Below are 19,260 nucleotides of genomic sequence, written 5' to 3' on the forward strand. Positions count from 1 at the left end.
AGGAGAACATGAGGAAGTCACTTGTCGTAGGAGCGGTTCTGGCCGCATTGTGTGGCGGTGCCGCCATGGCCGAAGACGGCCTGCCGGCCACGATGATCTGGACCACGTATCACGTGGGATCGGCCGGGCACAGCGAAGCGTCGGCCATCGCTGACGCACTGGGCAAGCAATATGGCACGCGCGTGCGGATCCAACCATCCAGCAGCGCGATCGGGCGCATTGACCCCGTTTTGCAAGGCCGCGCCCATGTCGGTTTTCTGGGAAACGAAGTCTATTTCGCCTCCGAGGGCATCTATGACTACGCCACACCCGATAGGGGCCCTCAACCTGTGCGGGCCATTGCCGGGCGGCTCTCGTCCTTCGTGATCGCCACCGCCAAGGATGCCGGCATCAGCCAGGTCGAGGATCTGCGGGGCAAGCGGTTTGCCATGCCGATCGGGAATTCCTCGGTCAATTCCAAATGCGCTGCGATGCTGGCTTTCGGCGGGCTGAGCTATGATGATCTGGAGCTGCTGGAATTGCCGGCCTACAAGGACACCATCTCGGCGATGACCGAAGGCCGTGCTGACGCCGCCTGTGTGGTGACGACCACCGGTGGGCTCTATGAATTGGCAGAAAGCCCGCGCGGTATCAGCTATGTGCCGCTGCCGGCCGATAATGCCGAGGGCTGGGAACGCATGAGTGCGGTTCTGCCGATCCTGTCGCCCTACAAGGAAAGCGTGGGCGCCGGTCTGAAGGACGGCGATAGCATCGAGGCTGCGGGCTACCGCTATCCGGTGCTGACGGTGCGTACAGATATGTCCGTGGACGAAGTCTATGCGCTGACCAAGGCGATGGACGAAACCTTCGAGATCTACAAGGACGCCACCTTTGCCAGCCGCCGCTGGAGCCTGGACCAGGCCGCGACGCCGCCGATCGACGCGCCGTTTCACGAGGGCGCGGTGAAATACCTGACAGAGAAGGGCATGTGGTCGGAAGAGGCCGAGGCGTGGAACAAGGCCCGGATCGAACGCGAAACGAAGATCCTTGCCGAATGGGAAGCTTTTGCCGAGGCAAACAAGGATCTGTCCGAAGAGGCGTTCAAATCCGCCTGGCATGACCATCGCGCCGATCTCTTGAAATGACCGGTCAGGACATGTCCGCGGGGCAGCCGGGAGAGGCCAACGCCTTTCCCGGCGCCGCCACGAGCGAAAGCCGCATTCACGGTTTCGCGGCTTTTGCCCTGTTGTCGCTGACTGCTTTCGGGATGCTTGTTGCCCTGAACGCCGTATTCGTCTTTCCCCTGGGTCGGTTCCAGCCAATCGGCAACGCGACGATCTACTATATTATCGGGGTGTTTCTATCGGCCGCTTTTCTGACCTGTCCCGCCAGGCAGACCGATGCTGGGAAGGTGCCGTTCTATGACTGGGTCCTGGTCGGGTTGACGTTGAGCTCGGCCGGTTATCTGGGGATGAACAGCCTGACGATGATCGAGCAGGGATGGGAATTCTATGCGCCCGCGCTGCCCAGTACGGCGGCCTGCATCCTGCTGGTCATGGTGCTGGAGGGCGTCCGCCGCACAGGCGGGTGGATCCTGTTTTCCACGGCCGCGCTCTTTGGCCTATATCCGATCTACGCAGACGGGATGCCGGGCTTTCTTTGGGGATCGAGCTATTCCCTGATCGAAACCGTGCGCCTCCATGCTCTGGGCACCGAGAGTATCACCGGTATCCCCATGGATGTCGTCACCAACCTGGTGATCGGCTTTGTTGCCTTCGGGGCGGTCCTGACCGTGACAGGCGGCGGATCGTTCTTCATGCGGTTTTCGATGGCTCTGATGGGCAAGCGGCGGGGCGGGCCGGCCAAGGTTGCGGTCCTGTCCAGCGCGATCATGGGCTCTTTATCCGGCAGCGTGATCTCGAATATCCTGACCACCGGCGCGATCACGATCCCAACGATGAAGCGCAACGGGTATCCCGCGCACTACGCCGCGGCGGTTGAATCCTGTGCCTCGACAGGTGGCACTTTGATGCCGCCGGTGATGGGGGCGGTCGCCTTTATCATGGCGTCCTTTCTTGGCGTCTCTTACGGCACGATCCTGATTGCCGCTCTGTTACCCGCAATCCTGTTCTATCTTACGCTGCTGTTGCAGGTCGATTGCTTTGCCGCGCGAACCGGGCTGAGCGGTCTTCCCGACGAGAAACTGCCGCGCCTGTCCGAGACCCTGCGCGAAGGTTGGCCCTATCTGCTGAGCCTCGGGATATTGATCTGGTTTCTGCTTGGCTTGCGGATTGAAAGACAGGCCCCGTATTACGCGGCCCTGATCGTGATTGCGGTCTGCCTACTGGACCCCAAACGCGATTTCGGATTGAAGCAGCTGCGTGATCTGGTGCTTGAGATCGGCCGTTCGGTGAGCCATCTGGTGGCCATTCTGGCGGGTATCGGCCTGGTGGTGGGCGGCCTGTCCTATACCGGCGTGGCCGGGGCGTTTTCGCGTGAATTGCTCCTGCTGGCAGGAGGCAGCATACCGCTGATGCTGATCGCGGGGGCCATCACCAGCTTTGTGCTTGGCATGGGGATGACGGTGAGCGCGTGCTACATCTTTCTGTCGATCCTGCTTGCGCCGGCCCTGGTGCAGGCCGGGCTGAACCCCTTGGCCAGTCACTTGTTCATCCTCTATTGGGGTATGTTGTCCTATATCACGCCGCCGGTGGCGCTTGCCGCCATTACGGCGGCGAACCTCGCCGGAGCGAGCTCCATTCAGACGGGGCTGACCTCTCTGCGGATCGGCGCGGTGCTATTTGTCCTGCCGTTTCTCTTCGTGTTGGAGCCAACCCTGATCCTGCAGGGCGAGACACCGGATATCCTGTTTTCCGCCTGCACCGCGGTCCTTGCTCTTGTGATCGTGGCCTGTGTGGCAGAAAACCACCTTTACGGAGTTGGTGCCATGATCTGGCCGGTCCGGATTCTGTTGCTGACGGCAGCAGGCGGACTGGTCTTGCCCGTCGCCCGGGCCGATCAGGTGGGCGCGGTGTTGTTGCTGATCGGTTTCGGGTTGGCATGGGCAACACGGGGGCGGCCGGAGATTTACGTGGACCAGTCCCGTCCGGAAACCAGAGAGCTGTGATTGAGGCCTACGGGATGGGGGGGCGAGATGCCTGATCGTCCCGGATCAGGGAAGGGCTGTGCCGGATCTGTGTCGGTACAGCCCTTTCGACCAAGGGTCGACAGAAGGCCCTTGGTTCGGTCTGCGCGCGGTTGGGTAAAGGAACGTATATCAGCGCGCCCAGCCGTTTCACGCCTGGTCCCGGCACCATGCCGCGGACCTTGCGCGACAAGACCGAAGGCGCAGCGACTCAATCACGGATGGACCGGCACCGCCAACCACGATACCGCTCATCCGTCGCAAATGACCTGACAGCGGACAAAAAGGCGCCCCGACGACGGTTGCCGCGGGGCGCAGGTCCGCTAGGGGAAGCTACACCGGCCCGGAACAGAACCCGTTGATGGCCGGTGCGGCGGGAGGTTAGGCGCTTTCAGTCTGCTTTTCGGTTTGCAGATAGGATTCAAGGCTGTCGTCCAGCGCGTCTTTCCACGGGGTATGGTGCGCCGGGGCCTTCTTGCCGGTCATCGGCGAGGTATAGCCGTGGTCGCGGAAAGTCATGATGCCTTTCTTCTTGTGCTTCTTCCACTCGTAGAAGGCCTGGTTCGCGGCCTCGACATCGAAGCTGGGATAGTCGGTTTCGTCGATCAGCTCCTGCACATAGGCCCCCTGGTAGGCGATGCAGGCATAGTCGTCCTCCAGCGCATCCTCGGCGGCCTCGCGCGCCTTGGGGTCGGCCTCCATCGCGGCCTGATCGGGCAGGGCGATCTTGCCCATGATGTGATCACGCACCCACCAGGCCTGCGCGTCGAACATGTTGAACGTGTACCACTGGTCCTGCATCCCCAGATAGAACATCCGGGGGTTCTTGTTCCACACGACGCCCTTGTAGAGGTCTGCGGCGGCCAGCCGGTTTGCGGTCTTCAGGCGCAGATCGTCGGGCAGGAAATTGAAGTGGTGCTTGTAGCCGGTGCAGAGGATGATCGCATCGATCTCCTTGCTGGTCCCGTCCTTGAAATGAGCGGTGCGGCCTTCGACCTTGATCAGGCCCGGTACCTCCTGCCAGTTTTCCGGCCAGTCAAAGCCCATCGGCGCGGTCCGGTGCGAGACGGTGACGGATTTGCAGCCGTATTTCCAGCATTGCGAGCCGATATCCTCGGCCGAATAGGACGTACCCAGGATCAGGATGTCCTTGCCGGCGAATTCGCGGGCATCGCGGAAATCATGCGCGTGCAGGATACGCCCGTTGAAGGATTCGAACCCGGGGTAATACGGCACGTTGGGGCTTGAGAAATGGCCCGACGCAACGATCAAGTGGTCATAATCTTCCTCGGATTCGCTGTCGGCCTTGCTGTCGCGGGCACGCACGGTGAACTTGCCGGTCTTGTCATCATAGCGGACATCGCGCACGACGTTGTTGAACCGGATCCAGTCGCGTACCCCGGCCTTCTCGACCCGGCCCTTGATATAGTCGAACAGGACCGCACGGGGCGGGTAGCTGGCGATTTCCTTGCCGAAATGCTCATCAAAGGTGTAATCGGCAAACTCCAGGCCCTCCTTTGGTCCGTTCGACCAAAGATAGCGGTACATCGAGCAGTGGCAGGGCTCACCGTCTTCGTCCACGCCGGTGCGCCAGGTGTAATTCCACAATCCGCCCCAGTCGGACTGTTTTTCATAGCAGACGATTTCGGGGATATCCTCGCCTTTCTTCGCGGCGGATTGGAAGGCTCTGAGCTGTGCCAGCCCTGATGGCCCCGCCCCGATGATTGCAACGCGCTTCTTTGACATTTTTGACGTTCTCCCTGGATTGGCATGAACCAAAATGCTTGCTTTGGTTCTTTTGGTTCCTTTTAATAATCCAAAATGGGACCAATATGTCAACATAAAATGCCTGAAGGCGCCAAACACGTCGCTGTCTTGTTGGGCGTCCGGGTTGAAAGGTGTAGAGAAAATCATGGACTCATCTAGCTTTGCCCAACGTCTGGCGATTTCCGGCGCGATGCCGCGGCTGTCCGTCGGAATGGCCAAGACTGTCGATATCGGGTTTCTGGCGCCGCTCAGTGGCCAGGTCGAATCCTGGGGTCTGCCTGGGCTGCACGGGTGCCGGATCTGGGAACGCTGGTTGAACCAGGCCGGTGGCCTGCTGATCGACGGGCGGCGGTATCCGATCCGTATTCATGCCCATGATTGCGGCGATGGCCCGGACGCGGCACGCGACGGGGCCAAGCGGCTGGTGCAGGAAAATGACATCAAGCTGATGATGATGCTGGGCGGGGACAGTTTTGCCGCCGTGGCGGATTTCCTGGGGGATCGGCGTATTCTGACCTCGACCCTGCTGCCCAGCGACCTCAGCCCCGACACGCCCTACCTGATCGCCCCGAGCGAGGTGCACCCGATCTATGTCGTCACCGGCGTGGACTGGCTTGCGCGCACGCGGCCCGGATTGAAGAGCGTGGCGATGTGCGCACAGACCGACGGCATGGGGCTACCGTCGCTGGCCACCTACCGCGCTGCGTTCAAGGCCGCGGGGATCGGCGTTGCGAAAGAGGTGCAGTATCCGGCCGAGGGCGGGGATGTGGCGGCGATCGTGCAGCCGATGCTGGACGCGAACACGGACATCCTGTGCTGGTGCACCAGCTACACGCCGATGGTCCACGCGATGACGGAATACGCCTATGCCCAGGGTTACACGGGGCAGATCCTGTCCTGCACCCTGGATCACTATGCGGCGCTGGTCGAGAAAACCAGCCGGGACTTCATGGAGGGGATGGTGTTCCAGTTCCCCGATTTCGACGATCCTGCGTTGCGCGAGAAGGCGTTTTTCTTCAACCAGCCCAACTTGTTCTACGAGGAATACAACAGCCGATACCCCGGAAGCTGGAGCGCAGTAAGCTGGGAATACGCGGCCATCCTGGATATCTGGCACGCGGCGGTGGAAAAGGCCGGTACGGTCAACCCGGTCTCTGTTCTGGCGGCGATGAAACAACTGGGCCATGTCACCCACGCCTTTGGCCCCGCCGAATGGTGGGGGCGGGATATTTTCGGTATCAACAATGCCCTGGTTGGTGACTGGCCGGTGGTGACGGTGCAGCAAGGCAAGGCGCGGATCGTCGAATTCGGGTCGGTGCCCGCGTGGCTGGCGGCACATAGCGAGCTCTTGAAGGCCGAGATGCTGGACCTGGGCCAGATGTGGCAGCAGCGCCTGAAACGGTCGGGGGTCGCGCTGGAACTGGGCGCAAGGACGCTGGGCAGCTAGATGGCTTGGTTGGCCTTCTGGAACCCCCGGAGGCCGCGAAAATTACGACCACGCGCGGCGCGCTGACATCTCCTGAACAACGGCCCATCTCCGCGGAGCGGCTTTTGACCGGTCTCCGGCCCGGTCGACAACGATGTAATCAGACCCCGGCCTTTTCCGCCGCCTCGGTCAGCATCGGCGCCAGCCGGGTGGCCCACTGGTCCTGCGTCTTGGGGGTGTCGATCAAGTCGTTGCGCAGCTCCAACAGGATATTGGGGCGTTCGTAGGCAATGGCGTGGCGCGCGATCGTGTCACCCGCCAGATGACCGCTATAGGGTTCGTTGTCGCCGACGCACAGGTCGGCCTCGGCATTCAACCGCGCCAGCAAGGGCCGCGCCAAACGCTCATCCACCGAATAGAGCAAGCCCACATGCCACGGGCGCGGCGGTCGGCCGACAAACTGCCGCGTGAAACTGTGAACCGAACAGATGATCGTATCCGGTTGCCGCGCGGCCATTTCCGACAACGCCGTGTGGTAAGGCCGGTAGAGCCGGTTGAGACGGCGCTCTAGCTCATCCCGGTCGGCGTGCCGATTACCCTCGATAATCGTTCCGTCATAGAGTTTCATCAACAGGGTCGGGTCGTCTTCGCCGCGGTTGGGGTCGATCACCAGCCGCGAGAAATTCGAGCAGATTACCGGCGCATCCAGCAGCCGCCCCAGGGCCCGCGCCACGCCTGCCGCGCCCACATCATAGGCGATGTGGCGGGCCATATCCTCTGCGGCTAATCCCAGCGTGCCATTGTTCACGGAATCCGGCACAAGGTTCGTCGCATGGTCGCAGGTGACCAGCCACCGGGCAGGGCGATCGCCCCCCTCGATCAGGTAAGGTTGATATGTCATCGGGTTGTCTTGTTACTGTGCACCCTCCTCTAGGACAGTTGCCGGGGAATGTGAATTGGGTAATAAGGGGCGCATAATTTGTTAGCGATAACGTCAAAACCGTATTCCGTAACGGCATTCCCGACAGACCCGTTGACACACACCTAGGTTTCGCCCGACGCTTGGGCGCAGGAAGAGAGCAGGACCAGACGCATGAGACGCCACCGCAATGTCAAGATCGTGGCCACCCTTGGCCCCGCCTCCGAGGATTATGACACCATCCGCGCCCTGCATGAGGCCGGCGCCGATGTCTTTCGCCTGAACATGAGCCATAGCGACGGCGCCCATGAGGGCATCGTGGAAAAGCACCGGATCATCCGGCAGGTGGAAAAGGATCTGAACAGCCCGATCGCGATCCTGGCCGATCTGCAGGGGCCGAAGCTGCGCGTCGGCACCTTTGCCAAGGGCGAGGAAGACCTGGAAAACGGTGCGAGCTTCCGGCTTGACCTGGACCAAAAGGAAGGCGACGTGACCCGTGTCTGCCTGCCGCATCCCGAGATTTTCGCCGCCCTGGAACCCGGCGCGAAGCTGCTGGTCAATGATGGCAAGATTCGCCTGAAAGTGACCGAATGCGGCAAGGATTTCGCCGAGTGCGTGGTTGTGGCGGGCGGCACGATCTCGAACCGCAAGGGTGTGAACGTCCCTGACGTGATGCTGCCCCTGGCCGCGCTGTCCGAGAAGGACCGCGCCGATCTCGAATTCGTCTGCCAGTTGGGCATCGACTGGCTGGCCCTCAGCTTTGTGCAGCGGCCCGAGGATGTGCAGGAGGCGCGCGAGCTGTGCAACGGCCGCGCCGCCATCCTGTCGAAAATCGAAAAGCCCTCGGCGGTGGAACGGTTCAACGCCATTCTGGCCGCCTCGGACGGGATCATGGTGGCGCGCGGCGATCTGGGTGTGGAACTGCCCGTCCAGAATGTGCCGCCGATCCAGAAACGCCTGGTCCGCACCTGCCGCGCGGCGGCAAAGCCGGTGATCGTGGCCACGCAGATGCTGGAATCGATGATCGAAAGCCCGATGCCAACCCGCGCCGAGGTGTCAGACGTGGCCACCGCGATCTACGAGGGCGCCGACGCCATCATGCTGTCGGCGGAATCGGCAGCCGGCAGTTATCCGATCGAGGCGGTCACGACCATGGACAATGTCGCCCGCGAGGTCGAGGATGACCCGACCTACACCCAGATCATCGAAGCCTCGCGCAAGGCCACCCGCACATCGGTGGCGGATGGTATCGTTGCCGCCGCCCGGGAAATTGCCGAAACCACGGACATCAAGGCGATCTGCTGTTTCACCCAATCGGGCACCACGGCCCTGCTGACGGCGCGGGAACGCCCGCGCGTACCGATCCTGGCGCTGAGTTCCGAGATGGACACCGCCCGCCGGCTGGGCCTCAGCTGGGGGGTGAATTGCGTGCTCACCGAAAAGCTGGAGCGGTTCAAGATGGCGGTGATCAACGCAGCCCGCGCGGCGCGAACCCAGGGCTATGCCAGCGCGCTGGATCAGATCGTGGTGACTGCTGGTGTGCCTTTCAACGTGCCGGGCACCACGAATATCCTCAGGGTTGCACCCTGTCAGGAAAGTTTGATTTATTCCCACGAACGCGGGTAAACTGTTTCGCAAGAGTATCCGTTGGGGACGCGCATCATGGACGCCGATCTGGCACTTGTTCTGGGTATCGTTCTGCTGGTCTTTTCAGTGCCGGCAATCGTGTCGGCCTTTTCCGAAGGTCGCGCGCCGCGGGTGGCTGCATTGACCATCCTCCTGGGCGGATCGCTGACCATATGGGCACTCAGCCAGAAGCCCGGCCAGTTCGATATCATGGATATCCCCGAGGCCTTCGTGCGCGTCGTCGCGCGATTCACCCCGTGATCGCCGCAGACCATTCCGAATCCCCCTTGCGTTAACAGGCGATGGCGCGTATACGGCGCCTCTCACGCGCGCGTCCGGCCAAGTGGCATGCCGAGTCGTGCGTTTCGACCGACTGACCAAAGAGGAGCCGGAAATGCCCAAGATGAAGACGAAATCGAGCTGCAAGAAGCGGTTCAAAGTGACGGCCAGTGGCCGCGTCGTGGCCGCCCAGGCGGGCAAACGCCACGGCATGATCAAGCGCACCAACAAGTTTCTCCGCAATGCGCGTGGCACCACCACGCTCAGCAAGGCTGATGAAGGTATCATCAAGCCGATGATGCCCTATAGTCGCTAAGGAGGATCTGACAGATGTCACGCGTTAAAGGTGGGACCGTTACCCACGCCCGTCACAAGAAAGTCGTCAAGGCCGCCAAAGGCTATTACGGACGTCGCAAGAACACCTTCAAGGTGGCCGCACAGGCCGTCGACAAGGCCAATCAATACGCTACCCGCGACCGCAAGAACCGCAAGCGCAACTTCCGCGCCCTGTGGATTCAGCGTATCAACGCGGCCGTGCGCAGCCATGACGAGGCGCTGACATATTCGCGCTTCATCAACGGGCTGAACTTGGCCGGGGTCGAGGTGGATCGCAAGGTGCTGGCCGACCTGGCCGTGCATGAACCGGCCGCGTTCGGCGCGATCGTCGATCAGGCAAAGGCCGCACTGGCGCAATAAGTCAGTCGCCCGAGGGACAAAAAGAACGCCGCTGGTTATCAACCGGCGGCGTTTCTTGTTGTGGGCGCGGTGCCGGCGTGTCCGGATGGGATCGTCAGCGTTCGGCAACTGGTTCGGATCCTGCGAAACCTCAGGCGCGATATCGGGCCAGAAACATTTCGACCGCGCCGTTCACGACACGCTCGATATTTTCCTCGGTCACGTCGCAATCGAGGCCACAAAGGCAGCGCACGAACATGTCGCTCTTGCACAGTTCACCAAACTGGTTCGCGGCCAGGTCCATGTCGTCGATCTTCAGGACGCCGCTTTCCACGTAAGATGTCAGCACCTGGCTCATCCTGTCACGCACAAGCGCCGGGCCCGACTTGTAGAATCTTTGCCCCAGTTCGGGAAAACGGTGCGCTTCCGCAACACAGATGCGGTAAACCTGCTGTCCGAACCCGGACAGGTAAAACCGCACGATCCGGCTGGCGGCTTCGTGCAGGACGGTATCTATCGGCGCGCCGACACCGATCACCTCCAACGCCTCTTCGGCCTGCCGGTTGCATTCGATGCGTGCGACTTCGGAGAACAGCAACCTCTTGTCGGGGAAATAGCTATAAAGCGTGGCTTTCGAAACGCCGGCGGCGCGGGCGATGTCATCGACGCTGGCCCCTTCGAAACCGTCGCGCATGAAGATGCTGCGCGCACCTTCCAGTACCTGCTCGAATTTCCTGCCTTTCTTGATCTCAGCGGCCATTGCCGTCATGCACGTTCTCCCACTGGGCCGCCCCAGTCTGTCAGGTCCGGGTACCTGCCGCAAGCAAATCCGCAAGGACGGGCAGGGCGATCTGATCGCCCTGCCGCCCGTTTGGAAAGACCATCAATTGTTGAGGGTCGAGTGATCTTTGCTTACCGGCTCGGACGTAGGTTCGGGAAAGTCCATGGTCGGGGTCAGCGACCCCATGTTTAGGCCTTGTGCCGTTACCGGTGCGGCGTTCAAAGTCAGGGCGAGTGCGAATGCGATAAGTGCGTTTTTCATGTCGATTCCTTTCTGAACCGTTCAGTTCATATTTGCAGAAATAAACTGTTCGGTTCAGTTTTCAAGCAGGAAATAAACTAAATAGTTCACTTTTTTGACGCAACGTTACAGAAATTCATTTTCGTGATATTTTACAATGACCTGCGGCATCTGAAAAATTTCAGATGATCCGATGACGTAAAGTCAGATGAGCGGAATGTCAGCCCGGGAGGCCGACACCCAGGGCATTGTCAGCGCGAGTCACGCGATGCGCTGGGTGTCACTTGGTGGCGGCTGAATCACCTCAGGTCACATCGCCTGACTGGGCAGCCACAGGACAATCGCCGGGAAGGCAACCAGCAGCGCGATGGTGATCGCATCGGCGATGAAGAACGGTGTCACGCCCTTGAACACATCCTGCACCGACAGGTCATCGCGGACCCCGGCAACCACGAAACAGTTCAGGCCGATAGGCGGCGTGATCAGACAGAACTCGGCCATTTTCACCACCAATATCCCGAACCAGATGGCGCACATCGTGCCGTTCATGCCAAAGGCGCTGTCGGCGGCACTGACCGCTTCGCCGCCATTCAATGCCATCACTGCCGGGTATACCACCGGCAGGGTCAACAGCAGCATCCCGATGGCATCCATGAACATGCCCAGCACCGCATAGGCCAGCAGGATACAGACCAGGATCAGCAGCGGCGCCATCTCCAGCGAGGTGATCCAGTCGGCAAAGGCCCCGGGCAGATCGGCGAAGCCCAGGAAACGCACATAGATCAGCACGCCCCAGATGATGGTAAAGATCATCACCGTCAGCTTGGCGGTCTCGATCAGCGCTTCCTTCAGCTGCGCCCATCTGAGCCCCCGCGCCAGCGCCATCAGAAAGACGATGAACGCCCCCACGGCGCCGCCCTCGGTTGGTGTTCCCCAGGCATCGCCGAACGGGTTGTAGACGAAGAAGATGATGATCACGACCACCGCGACAATGGGCAGGGCGGGCAGCAGCGCGGTCATCCGTTGTCCCCAGGTGAACCCACCCACCGGCGGGCCGACGCTTTTGAACAATACCGCGATGGTGATGATCAAGAGCGCATAGATCACCGCCGAAAACGCGCCCGGAATGAACCCGGCCAGCAGCAGCGCACCCACATCCTGTTCAACGATGATCGCGTAGATCACCAGGATCGCCGAAGGCGGGATCAGCGACGCGAGCGTGCCGCCTGCCGCCACGACTCCGGCGGCGAATTGCTTGTTATACCCGATCTTCAGCATCTCGGGGATGGCGATGCGGGCAAAGACCGCCGCCGTCGCCACCGAGGCCCCCGACACTGCCGCAAATCCGGCCGTGGCAAACACGGTCGACACCGCCAGCCCCCCCGGCACCCAGGCGATCCAGCGTTTGGCGGCTTCAAACAGCGCCGTGGTCAGCCGCGCGTAATAGGCCAGGTAGCCGATAAGGATGAAGGTCGGAATCAGGCTCAGCGCGTGGGCCGATACCTTGGAATGCGGCACCTGTCCCGCGACCTTGACGCTGATCTCCAGCGCCTTGCCGAACCGTGCCGGGTCATAGTCGAACCCGTTCCAGCGCAGCCAGACCAGCCCGACAAAGCCTGCAAGACCGGCGGCAAAGGCCACCCGCATCCCCAGCACGACCAGCGCCAACATGCCCGCCGTGACCCAGAGGCCAATTTCGATGGATCCCATCAATCCGCCCCTTCCAGCTGGTGTGCCTCGGCCTCGGCCTGTTCCGCGACCGAACGGTGTAGCGGCACCGCCACGGGCCGCTCAAGCCCCAGCACCAGTGCCCGGGCATAGGCCCAGACCTGTAACGCCAGCCGCAGCGACAGGACCGAGAACGCGATCGGCACCAGCAGTTTCGTCGGCCAGATCGGCAGGCCGATATCAATCGAGCTGTCACGGCTCCAGAGCGGCTTGGTCATGTCGAAGCTGCGGTCGAAATGCGACCAGCTGCCCCAGACCAGCGCAATCATCAGCACCAGCATCAGCGTGACGGTCAGCAGTTCGACCGCCCACAGCGCACGGCCCCGCAGCACGCCGATCAGAATGTCCATGCGGATATGCCCGCCCTCGCGCTGCACATAGGCCACGCCCATGATCGCGATCAGCGGCATCAGCGCCTCGATCCAGTCGACGTAACCGGGCAGCGGAGATTCGAAAAACTCGCGGCCACTGACCGAATAGGCCGCAAGAAACATCAGCGAAAAGGCCGCAACGCCGCTTAGCAGCGCGAAGAAGCGCTCAAGCTTCAGCAGCCCGCGATCCAGACGGCTGAGCCAGCCATCGTCCTGCAATACAGTTGAAGTACCTGCCATATGTTATGCCGGTCGTCAGCAGGGCCGCCCGGTAACGGACGGCCCCGATGATCCGTCAGCTTCCGCCACGGGTTTCTTCAAGCGTCTTCACGACCAGGTCATAGAGTTCCTGACCGGGCAGGCCCTGGCTCTCCATGTCGGCGATCCAGGCGGCGCGGATCGGGTCGGCGGCCTTTGCACGGAATGCCGCCAGCTCGTCCTCGCTGATCTCGACCTTCTTCACGCCTTTTTCCTCCAGGATACCGTCCCACTTGGCCAGCAACTCGCCATAGTTGGTCAGGTAATGGTCGATTGCCTCGGGGATCGAGCTGTCGAGCGCCTCGCGTTCGGCATCCGAAAGCGATTCATAGGCGTCGATATTGACGACCACGGGGCAGTTGACGGTGCCCGGGTTCAGGTTGGCGGTCCACCAGGCGGCCTGGTTGATCGTGCCAAAGCTCAGATGTGCGTGCTGGGCAAAGGCCACCGTGTCGACGGTACCCGATTCCATCGCCTGATAGGCCTCGGTCGCGGTTACCGACGTGGGGACGGCGCCGATCGCCTCGAACGCCTTGCCAAGACCGCCGGTCGCGCGCACGCGCATGCCTTCGAAATCAGCCAGCTTGTCGCGCGGCTCGCCGGTGCCGACAATGTTGTATTGCGGCATTGGTGAGGTCATCAGCAGCTTGGCGTTCCATTGCGCCAACTCGTCCTGTACCGCCGGGTGGGCATAGACCGCGTGGCTGACGGCAACCTCTTCGTCCAGGTTGCTTACGCCCAGGAACGGCAGTTCCAGTACCGTGATCGTGCGGTTCTTGTCGCGGTGATAGCCCGCGCAGAACTGCGCCATCTCGAACGCACCGATGGAAATCCCGTCCAGGTTCTCCTTGTTCTTGGAAAGCCCGCCATAGCTGATGTTCAGGGTAAATTCGCCGCCCGTCTTCTCGCTGACGAGTTCGGCCAATTTCTCAACATGCTCGGTAAAGGCCCGGCGCTTGCCCCAGAGCGAGACATTCCATTCCGTCGCCAACGCCTCGCTCGCAAAGGCAAGGGTTATGGCCGCGGCCGCTGCGCCGCCGAGAAACTTGTGCATTTTCATTCCTCCCTAGAATCACATGGTTATTTCCCGTGACGAGTTTAGCGATTCATTCCCGATTGACCACCGGGTGCCGAAAGCCCCTTGATCCCGGCAGTGCGGTTGTTAATTTAGAACCATTCTAATGAGGGGCCGCCATGATTCCCGGTGTAATATCGCGTCGTCGGTTTTCCGACCTGAACGAGCAGGAAATTCTGGCGCTTGCCATTTCATCCGAGGAGGATGACGCACGCATCTACCGCAGCTATGCTGAAATGCTGCGTGCCGACTATCCCGATTCAGCACAGGTCTTTGATGGCATGGCCGAGGAGGAAGACGGCCATCGCGGCAGGTTGATCGAGCTGCATCAGCGGCGATTTGGCGAGGTTATTCCGCTTATTCGCCGCGAACATGTCGCCGGTTTCTACGCCCGCCGCCCCGTCTGGCTGGTCGAGAATCTCGGGCTGGAGCGGATCCGGGAAGAGGCAGCCGCCATGGAACGGGACGCGGAACGCTTCTACCTCAAGGCCGCCGCGCGGACATCGGATGCCGATACCCGGAAATTGCTGGGCGACCTTGCAGCAGCCGAGGCCGGTCACGAGGTCCGCGCCGAAGAATTGGAAGAGGAACATCTGGACCCCGACGCGCGCAAGGCCGAAGACAACACCGCCAAGCGCCAGTTCGTCCTGACATGGGTGCAGCCCGGGCTGGCCGGTCTGATGGACGGCTCGGTGTCCACCCTGGCCCCGATCTTTGCCACCGCCTTTGCCACCCAGGATACCTCGACCACCTTCCTCGTGGGGTTGGCCGCTTCGGTCGGTGCCGGCATTTCCATGGGCTTTACCGAGGCCGCGAGTGACGATGGCGAGTTGTCGGGCCGCGGCAGCCCGATCAAGCGGGGGGTGGCCAGCGGTGTCATGACCACGATCGGCGGGCTGGGCCATGCGTTGCCTTACCTGATCCCCGATTTCTGGACCGCTACGATTATTGCGATCATCGTCGTCTTCATCGAGCTCTGGGCCATTGCCTGGATCCAGAACCGTTACATGGAAACTCCGTTCTTCCGGGCGGCATTCCAGGTGGTGCTTGGCGGCGCGCTGGTGTTCGGCGCGGGCGTATTGATCGGATCGGGCTGACCCTGCACGCCCTTCGTCCGGTTGGTCACGTTGACCGATCCGATACGCCTCAGATAGTCGCCGATGACGTAGCCGCACGAAGAAGCAGCCATCATCCATGCCGCCAGCGCGCCGTGCAACTACAAGCCCGCCGACAGGCGAGCGCGCGGCAGGTTACGGACCTGGTTGCGCGCAAGATCGGAGAGCCCGCCCGCTGCCAAGAGCCCGGCGCGAATAGTCACCTCGGCCAACACGGACCAGTTTCAAACAGATTGACGCGCGCCCTCAGCATGATACCACCACCACATGCTGGCCATCTTCGTGCAAACACTGCCGTTTTTCCTGGTCATCGGGCTGGGATTCGCTGCCGGGCGCACGGGGTTCTTCAACGAAGAGGCCACTGCCTGGCTGACCAAGTTCGTTTTCTATTTTGCCCTGTCGGCGATGCTGTTCAAATTCGCCGCCAACCTGACACTGTCCGAGGTGCTGGACTGGCAGTTCATCAAGGCCTACCTGGTGGGAACCGCCGCCATCTACCTGCTGGCGACACTGGTGGCCTTCCTGCGGCGCGTCAGTATCGAGGAAGCCGCCGTCGAAGCCCAATGCGCCGTCATCGGCAATGTCGGGTTCCTCGGGGTGCCGATGCTGACCCTGCTGATGGGCGAGGCCGCGATCGGCCCGGTGATGCTGGTGCTGGCGGTGGATCTGATCGTGTTCGGCTCGCTCATCGTGATCCTGATCACCGGTGCGCGCGACGGACGCATGAACGTGCGCATCCTGGCAACAGTCGGCATGGGCCTGCTGAAGAACCCGATGATCGTGTCCATCGTGCTGGGGCTGAGCTGGTCGGCGTTGAACATGCCGATCCCGGGTGTGATGAACGATTTCCTGTCACTGCTGGGCGGGGCGGCGACGCCCGGTGCGCTCTTTGCCATTGGCGCATCATTGGCCGGCAAATCGGCTGAGCGCCCCTTCGTCGCGGGCTGGCTGAGCATCTGCAAACTGGTGCTGCACCCGGCGGCGGTCGCCATCTCGGCGCTGCTGCTCTTCCCGGTTGCTCCCTATGCAGCCGCGGTGATGATCGCCGCCGCGGCGCTGCCGGTGGCGGGCAATGTCTATATCCTGGCCCAGCATTACCGCGTCGCCCCGCAACGGGTGTCGGCATCGATCCTTATGTCCACGGTCGCCGCTGTGGTCACCGTGTCGCTCGTGATCGGCTGGGTGGCGCAGCTCTTCTGATCAGCCTTCCGGCGCGCCCAGGTCAACCTCGACGGGTTCATAGAACAACTCCATCTCATCCAACACCATCACACCCTGGCAAGCGCGTCGCCGGCTGACATCCGCATGTACGATTTCAAGCATCTCGATCATTTGTGGGCTGTCGTCAGAACATTGTTTTCCCGCCGATGCGGCGCAGAGGAACTTGTACAAGCGATAGGCGCGCATCATCGGGCAGTTCAGATCGCGGTCCATATCCAGACGCTCCCGCGCGGCCAGCCATTTCGCGTAATCCGCCCTGGCCTTTGCCTGAACCTCCGCGCTCAATGACAGGAACGCCTCGCTTTTGAGGTCACTTTCCAGTCGTTCCAAGTTGGACAACAGCTGCCACTTTTCGAACGCATATGTCAGCAAGGTGCCCGGTCGATGATTGTCGAAATAGATCGCATTGATCCTGTAAGGTTCGTCTTTCAGCAGGTTGTCCGGCGATTGCGGAAAGAGCCAGCGCCCATAGTCACGCCAGTGCTGAGAATCGTAAGGCGACGCCACCAGCTTGCGTCGGGCGAACTCCACTTCTTCTTCGCGGGTGAGTTTCTCAGCGTTGGACCATCTGATGCCTGTTTCGGTGCGCGTCACTTCTCTGACACCACGTTGCAGCGCCTTTATGAGGTACAAATTGTAAGGATCGCGCTTGATAGCCTCGCGGGCATGATCCCACGCGCGTCTCGAATGAGCCGGAGACACAAATTCGAAATCGTAAACAGGGGCGATGTTCATGTCGAAATCGTAGGCATCGTCAACACGGGTCACGTCATCGCGGTTCAGGAACCGCCGGGCGAACTCCACATCGGCGCGGGTGGCCGTATGGCGTGTGGCCCAGGGCATCAGAAGATATTCCAGATCGGGATAGTCCCCGGACATCAGCTTGCCCTTGAACCACGCCAGGCCCTCGTCATGGTGATGAAAATGACCAAATGCGTAGAGTTTGCAATAGGTGACGGAGTCGCCTTGCGACCAGTCGATTTTTCTGGCGTAGCGGCCGCATAGGTTTTCCGCCATCTTCCAGGATCCGCCCCATCCCGGGATGGTCATATCGACTGCCCGCAACAGGGTTCCCATGTTCGGGTCGCTTTCCATGACTTCGTGCAGAACTTTTAACGCCTGCCTTTTCCGGCCGGTCGAATTTGCCAGGCGGATCAATGCGTCCGAAGCCGGACGCATGTTGTTATCGGCATCATAGGCTTTTTGAGCATGCTGCCAGGCCACTTCGTGCAGTTCTGCAAACTCCAACAGCGCCCCGGGAAAAATATCGCGGGCAAATTTGTCACCGCGGATGTCCCAGCCTGTCTGATGGTTCACCCATGCTTGGGCAATATTGGCATAGGGGGAGGCGGGATAGATCTCCAGCCAGTCAGCAGTGAAATCAGTGACCGCGGGACTGTTGGTGCCGAAAATCTCGAACAGCCAGCGGGTGCCGTCCGGATCGGCCTCGCCTTTCTGCTGGCGCAGATGCGTATTGGCAAAAAGTGCCTCGACCGCGGCATAGTCATGGGCATCAATGGCCGCCCATACCTCTTCCTTGTCCGGCAGCGGCAAGTCGGCGATTTCCTGTGCGGCAACGGCGCCAGTCAGCAGAAATGAAATGGTCAGGATTCGGATACAGCGCAGCATGGAAGGCCCTTGGATTTGTTCTCGCATAAGTTGCGTCACGAAATGCGGCACCGATAAGGCGTCTTGTTGGAAACACCGCGATATACATGTTCATGTCGCAGCTATGCAGCGCCGCGCCGGTTTAGCGTTTCGCGTGGGCGCGCGGGCTGATACAGACGGGGCAACCACAGCCCACTGACGGAGGATCACATGGAAACCCAATCGGAAAATGCCTGTTTCGGCGGCGTGCAGGGGGTCTATACCCATAAATCCGAGGCCTGCGCCTGTGACATGACATTCGGGCTCTTCCTACCGGAAGAGGCGCGGGACGGTCCGGTGCCGGTGCTGTGGTATCTGTCGGGCCTGACCTGCACCCATGAAAACGCCATGACCAAGGCCGGCGCGCAGGGCTGGGCCGCCGAGCAGGGCATCGCGCTGGTCTTTCCCGATACGTCACCGCGCGGTGACGGCGTGGCCGATGACGACGCCTATGACCTGGGCAAGGGCGCCGGATTCTATGTCAACGCCACGCAGGATCCGTGGAAACCGCATTACCGGATGTGGGATTACGTGGCGCAGGAGCTGCCCGCCCTCATTGCCGAGCATTTCGCCATTGACGCCGACCGGCAAGCAATCACCGGGCATTCGATGGGCGGGCATGGCGCGCTGACCCTGGCGATGAACCTGCCCGGCCATTTCAAGTCGGTTTCGGCCTTCGCACCGATCTCGAACCCGGTGGCCAGCGACTGGGGCCGCAAGCAGCTGACGGCCTACCTTGGCAGCGACGAAAAGGCATGGGCCGCTCATGACGCCAGCCTGCTGATGCGGGAAAAGGGGTTCGACGGCCCGGTCCTGGTGGATACCGGCACCAAGGACCAGTTCATCGACCTGCTGCGCCCCGAGGCATTCGCCGAAGCCACCACCGCGCGCCGCCAGCAGGCAATCTTGCGGATGCAGCCCGGATACGATCACAGCTATTTCTTCATCTCCACCTTCATGGAGGATCATGTCGCCTTCCATGCCGAGGCTTTGTACGCGGGGTAATTC

The 19,260-nt window shown here is 61.3% G+C and carries 18 protein-coding genes; 10 read left to right on the forward strand and 8 right to left on the reverse strand.

Annotated features, from left to right (window positions below):
• Positions 1-8: 8 nt before the first annotated feature.
• Positions 9-1,124 (forward strand): TAXI family TRAP transporter solute-binding subunit, encoded by a 1,116-nt coding sequence (locus tag AAFO92_RS00760; RefSeq protein ID WP_347532522.1) that lies wholly within the window; start codon positions 9-11, stop codon positions 1,122-1,124.
• A complete protein-coding gene (locus AAFO92_RS00765) occupies positions 1,121-3,106 on the forward strand; it encodes a TRAP transporter fused permease subunit (RefSeq protein ID WP_347532523.1) in 1,986 nt (661 codons plus the stop codon). Before AAFO92_RS00760 ends, AAFO92_RS00765 begins: the two co-directional genes overlap by 4 nt.
• A 399-nt stretch (positions 3,107-3,505) precedes the next feature.
• On the opposite strand, the gene AAFO92_RS00770 is transcribed toward AAFO92_RS00765, so the two are convergent.
• On the reverse strand, positions 3,506-4,870 hold the full coding sequence (locus tag AAFO92_RS00770) for an NAD(P)/FAD-dependent oxidoreductase (protein WP_347532524.1): 1,365 nt from the start codon (positions 4,868-4,870) through the stop codon (positions 3,506-3,508).
• 166 nt (positions 4,871-5,036) lie between these two features.
• On the opposite strand from AAFO92_RS00770, the gene AAFO92_RS00775 reads away from it, so the two are divergent.
• Positions 5,037-6,338, forward strand: a complete 1,302-nt coding sequence (locus AAFO92_RS00775) for an ABC transporter substrate-binding protein (protein WP_347532525.1) — start codon at positions 5,037-5,039, stop codon at positions 6,336-6,338.
• 139 nt (positions 6,339-6,477) lie between these two features.
• Here AAFO92_RS00775 and AAFO92_RS00780 read toward each other — a convergent pair whose 3' ends face one another.
• Positions 6,478-7,218 carry an N-formylglutamate amidohydrolase gene (locus AAFO92_RS00780; RefSeq protein ID WP_347532526.1) on the reverse strand — a complete coding sequence of 247 codons (741 nt, stop codon included), beginning with the start codon at positions 7,216-7,218 and terminating at the stop codon, positions 6,478-6,480.
• A 192-nt stretch (positions 7,219-7,410) separates the two neighbouring features.
• On the opposite strand from AAFO92_RS00780, the gene pyk reads away from it, so the two are divergent.
• The 4 genes from pyk to rplT all read left to right on the forward strand — a co-directional run bounded on the left by pyk (position 7,411) and on the right by rplT (position 9,837).
• Entirely contained in the window at positions 7,411-8,862 is a 1,452-nt protein-coding gene (gene pyk, locus AAFO92_RS00785) for a pyruvate kinase (protein WP_347532527.1), read from the forward strand.
• Positions 8,863-8,898: 36 nt separating this feature from the next.
• On the forward strand, positions 8,899-9,123 hold the full coding sequence (locus tag AAFO92_RS00790) for a hypothetical protein (RefSeq protein ID WP_347532528.1): 225 nt from the start codon (positions 8,899-8,901) through the stop codon (positions 9,121-9,123).
• A 133-nt stretch (positions 9,124-9,256) separates the two neighbouring features.
• On the forward strand, positions 9,257-9,457 hold the full coding sequence (gene rpmI / locus AAFO92_RS00795; protein WP_085799545.1) for a 50S ribosomal protein L35: 201 nt from the start codon (positions 9,257-9,259) through the stop codon (positions 9,455-9,457).
• Between the two features lie 14 nt (positions 9,458-9,471).
• A complete protein-coding gene (rplT, locus tag AAFO92_RS00800; protein ID WP_347532529.1) occupies positions 9,472-9,837 on the forward strand; it encodes a 50S ribosomal protein L20 in 366 nt (121 codons plus the stop codon).
• Positions 9,838-9,967: 130 nt separating this feature from the next.
• Here the strand turns inward: rplT and AAFO92_RS00805 are convergent, their stop codons facing one another.
• The 5 genes from AAFO92_RS00805 to AAFO92_RS00825 form a co-directional block, all read right to left on the reverse strand.
• Positions 9,968-10,585 carry a TetR/AcrR family transcriptional regulator gene (locus tag AAFO92_RS00805; RefSeq protein WP_347532530.1) on the reverse strand — a complete coding sequence of 206 codons (618 nt, stop codon included), beginning with the start codon at positions 10,583-10,585 and terminating at the stop codon, positions 9,968-9,970.
• A gap of 114 nt (positions 10,586-10,699) precedes the next feature.
• Positions 10,700-10,858, reverse strand: coding sequence for a hypothetical protein (locus AAFO92_RS00810; RefSeq protein ID WP_347532532.1), 159 nt, complete (start codon positions 10,856-10,858; stop codon positions 10,700-10,702).
• Between the two features lie 288 nt (positions 10,859-11,146).
• The gene (locus tag AAFO92_RS00815) at positions 11,147-12,547 is read right to left on the reverse strand and encodes a TRAP transporter large permease (RefSeq protein ID WP_347532534.1); all 1,401 of its coding nucleotides are present in this window, start codon (positions 12,545-12,547) and stop codon (positions 11,147-11,149) included.
• Positions 12,547-13,176, reverse strand: coding sequence for a TRAP transporter small permease (locus AAFO92_RS00820; RefSeq protein ID WP_347532535.1), 630 nt, complete (start codon positions 13,174-13,176; stop codon positions 12,547-12,549). The genes AAFO92_RS00815 and AAFO92_RS00820 overlap by 1 nt, the downstream gene beginning before the upstream one ends.
• Positions 13,177-13,231: 55 nt before the next feature.
• Positions 13,232-14,248 (reverse strand): C4-dicarboxylate TRAP transporter substrate-binding protein, encoded by a 1,017-nt coding sequence (locus AAFO92_RS00825; protein ID WP_347532536.1) that lies wholly within the window; start codon positions 14,246-14,248, stop codon positions 13,232-13,234.
• Positions 14,249-14,388: 140 nt separating this feature from the next.
• Between AAFO92_RS00825 and mbfA the strand changes: the two genes are divergently transcribed.
• Positions 14,389-15,366 (forward strand): iron exporter MbfA, encoded by a 978-nt coding sequence (gene mbfA, locus AAFO92_RS00830; RefSeq protein WP_347532537.1) that lies wholly within the window; start codon positions 14,389-14,391, stop codon positions 15,364-15,366.
• A 285-nt stretch (positions 15,367-15,651) separates the two neighbouring features.
• Positions 15,652-16,584: an AEC family transporter gene (locus AAFO92_RS00835; RefSeq protein WP_347532539.1), complete on the forward strand. Its 933-nt coding sequence runs from the start codon at positions 15,652-15,654 to the stop codon at positions 16,582-16,584.
• On the opposite strand, the gene AAFO92_RS00840 is transcribed toward AAFO92_RS00835, so the two are convergent.
• Complete coding sequence (locus AAFO92_RS00840) at positions 16,585-18,285, reverse strand: hypothetical protein (RefSeq protein WP_347532541.1); 1,701 nt, start codon at positions 18,283-18,285, stop codon at positions 16,585-16,587.
• A 138-nt stretch (positions 18,286-18,423) separates the two neighbouring features.
• Between AAFO92_RS00840 and fghA the strand changes: the two genes are divergently transcribed.
• A complete protein-coding gene (gene fghA, locus AAFO92_RS00845) occupies positions 18,424-19,257 on the forward strand; it encodes an S-formylglutathione hydrolase (RefSeq protein ID WP_347532543.1) in 834 nt (277 codons plus the stop codon).
• Positions 19,258-19,260 lie beyond the last annotated feature (3 nt).

This window comes from Roseovarius sp. CAU 1744 (assembly GCF_039839345.1).
GTDB lineage: Bacteria > Pseudomonadota > Alphaproteobacteria > Rhodobacterales > Rhodobacteraceae > Roseovarius.

Excerpts from the sequence above, each read along its gene's own strand:
- AAFO92_RS00760 (WP_347532522.1), top strand. The coding sequence starts at position 9 with ATGAGGAAGTCACTTGTCGTAGGAGCGGTTCTGGCCGCATTGTGTGGC.
- AAFO92_RS00765 (WP_347532523.1), top strand. The coding sequence starts at position 1,121 with ATGACCGGTCAGGACATGTCCGCGGGGCAGCCGGGAGAGGCCAACGCC.
- AAFO92_RS00770 (WP_347532524.1), bottom strand. The coding sequence starts at position 4,870 with ATGTCAAAGAAGCGCGTTGCAATCATCGGGGCGGGGCCATCAGGGCTG.
- AAFO92_RS00775 (WP_347532525.1), top strand. The coding sequence starts at position 5,037 with ATGGACTCATCTAGCTTTGCCCAACGTCTGGCGATTTCCGGCGCGATG.
- AAFO92_RS00780 (WP_347532526.1), bottom strand. The coding sequence starts at position 7,218 with ATGACATATCAACCTTACCTGATCGAGGGGGGCGATCGCCCTGCCCGG.
- pyk (WP_347532527.1), top strand. The coding sequence starts at position 7,411 with ATGAGACGCCACCGCAATGTCAAGATCGTGGCCACCCTTGGCCCCGCC.
- AAFO92_RS00790 (WP_347532528.1), top strand. The coding sequence starts at position 8,899 with ATGGACGCCGATCTGGCACTTGTTCTGGGTATCGTTCTGCTGGTCTTT.
- rpmI (WP_085799545.1), top strand. The coding sequence starts at position 9,257 with ATGCCCAAGATGAAGACGAAATCGAGCTGCAAGAAGCGGTTCAAAGTG.
- rplT (WP_347532529.1), top strand. The coding sequence starts at position 9,472 with ATGTCACGCGTTAAAGGTGGGACCGTTACCCACGCCCGTCACAAGAAA.
- AAFO92_RS00805 (WP_347532530.1), bottom strand. The coding sequence starts at position 10,585 with ATGACGGCAATGGCCGCTGAGATCAAGAAAGGCAGGAAATTCGAGCAG.
- AAFO92_RS00810 (WP_347532532.1), bottom strand. The coding sequence starts at position 10,858 with ATGAAAAACGCACTTATCGCATTCGCACTCGCCCTGACTTTGAACGCC.
- AAFO92_RS00815 (WP_347532534.1), bottom strand. The coding sequence starts at position 12,547 with ATGGGATCCATCGAAATTGGCCTCTGGGTCACGGCGGGCATGTTGGCG.
- AAFO92_RS00820 (WP_347532535.1), bottom strand. The coding sequence starts at position 13,176 with ATGGCAGGTACTTCAACTGTATTGCAGGACGATGGCTGGCTCAGCCGT.
- AAFO92_RS00825 (WP_347532536.1), bottom strand. The coding sequence starts at position 14,248 with ATGCACAAGTTTCTCGGCGGCGCAGCGGCCGCGGCCATAACCCTTGCC.
- mbfA (WP_347532537.1), top strand. The coding sequence starts at position 14,389 with ATGATTCCCGGTGTAATATCGCGTCGTCGGTTTTCCGACCTGAACGAG.
- AAFO92_RS00835 (WP_347532539.1), top strand. The coding sequence starts at position 15,652 with ATGCTGGCCATCTTCGTGCAAACACTGCCGTTTTTCCTGGTCATCGGG.
- fghA (WP_347532543.1), top strand. The coding sequence starts at position 18,424 with ATGGAAACCCAATCGGAAAATGCCTGTTTCGGCGGCGTGCAGGGGGTC.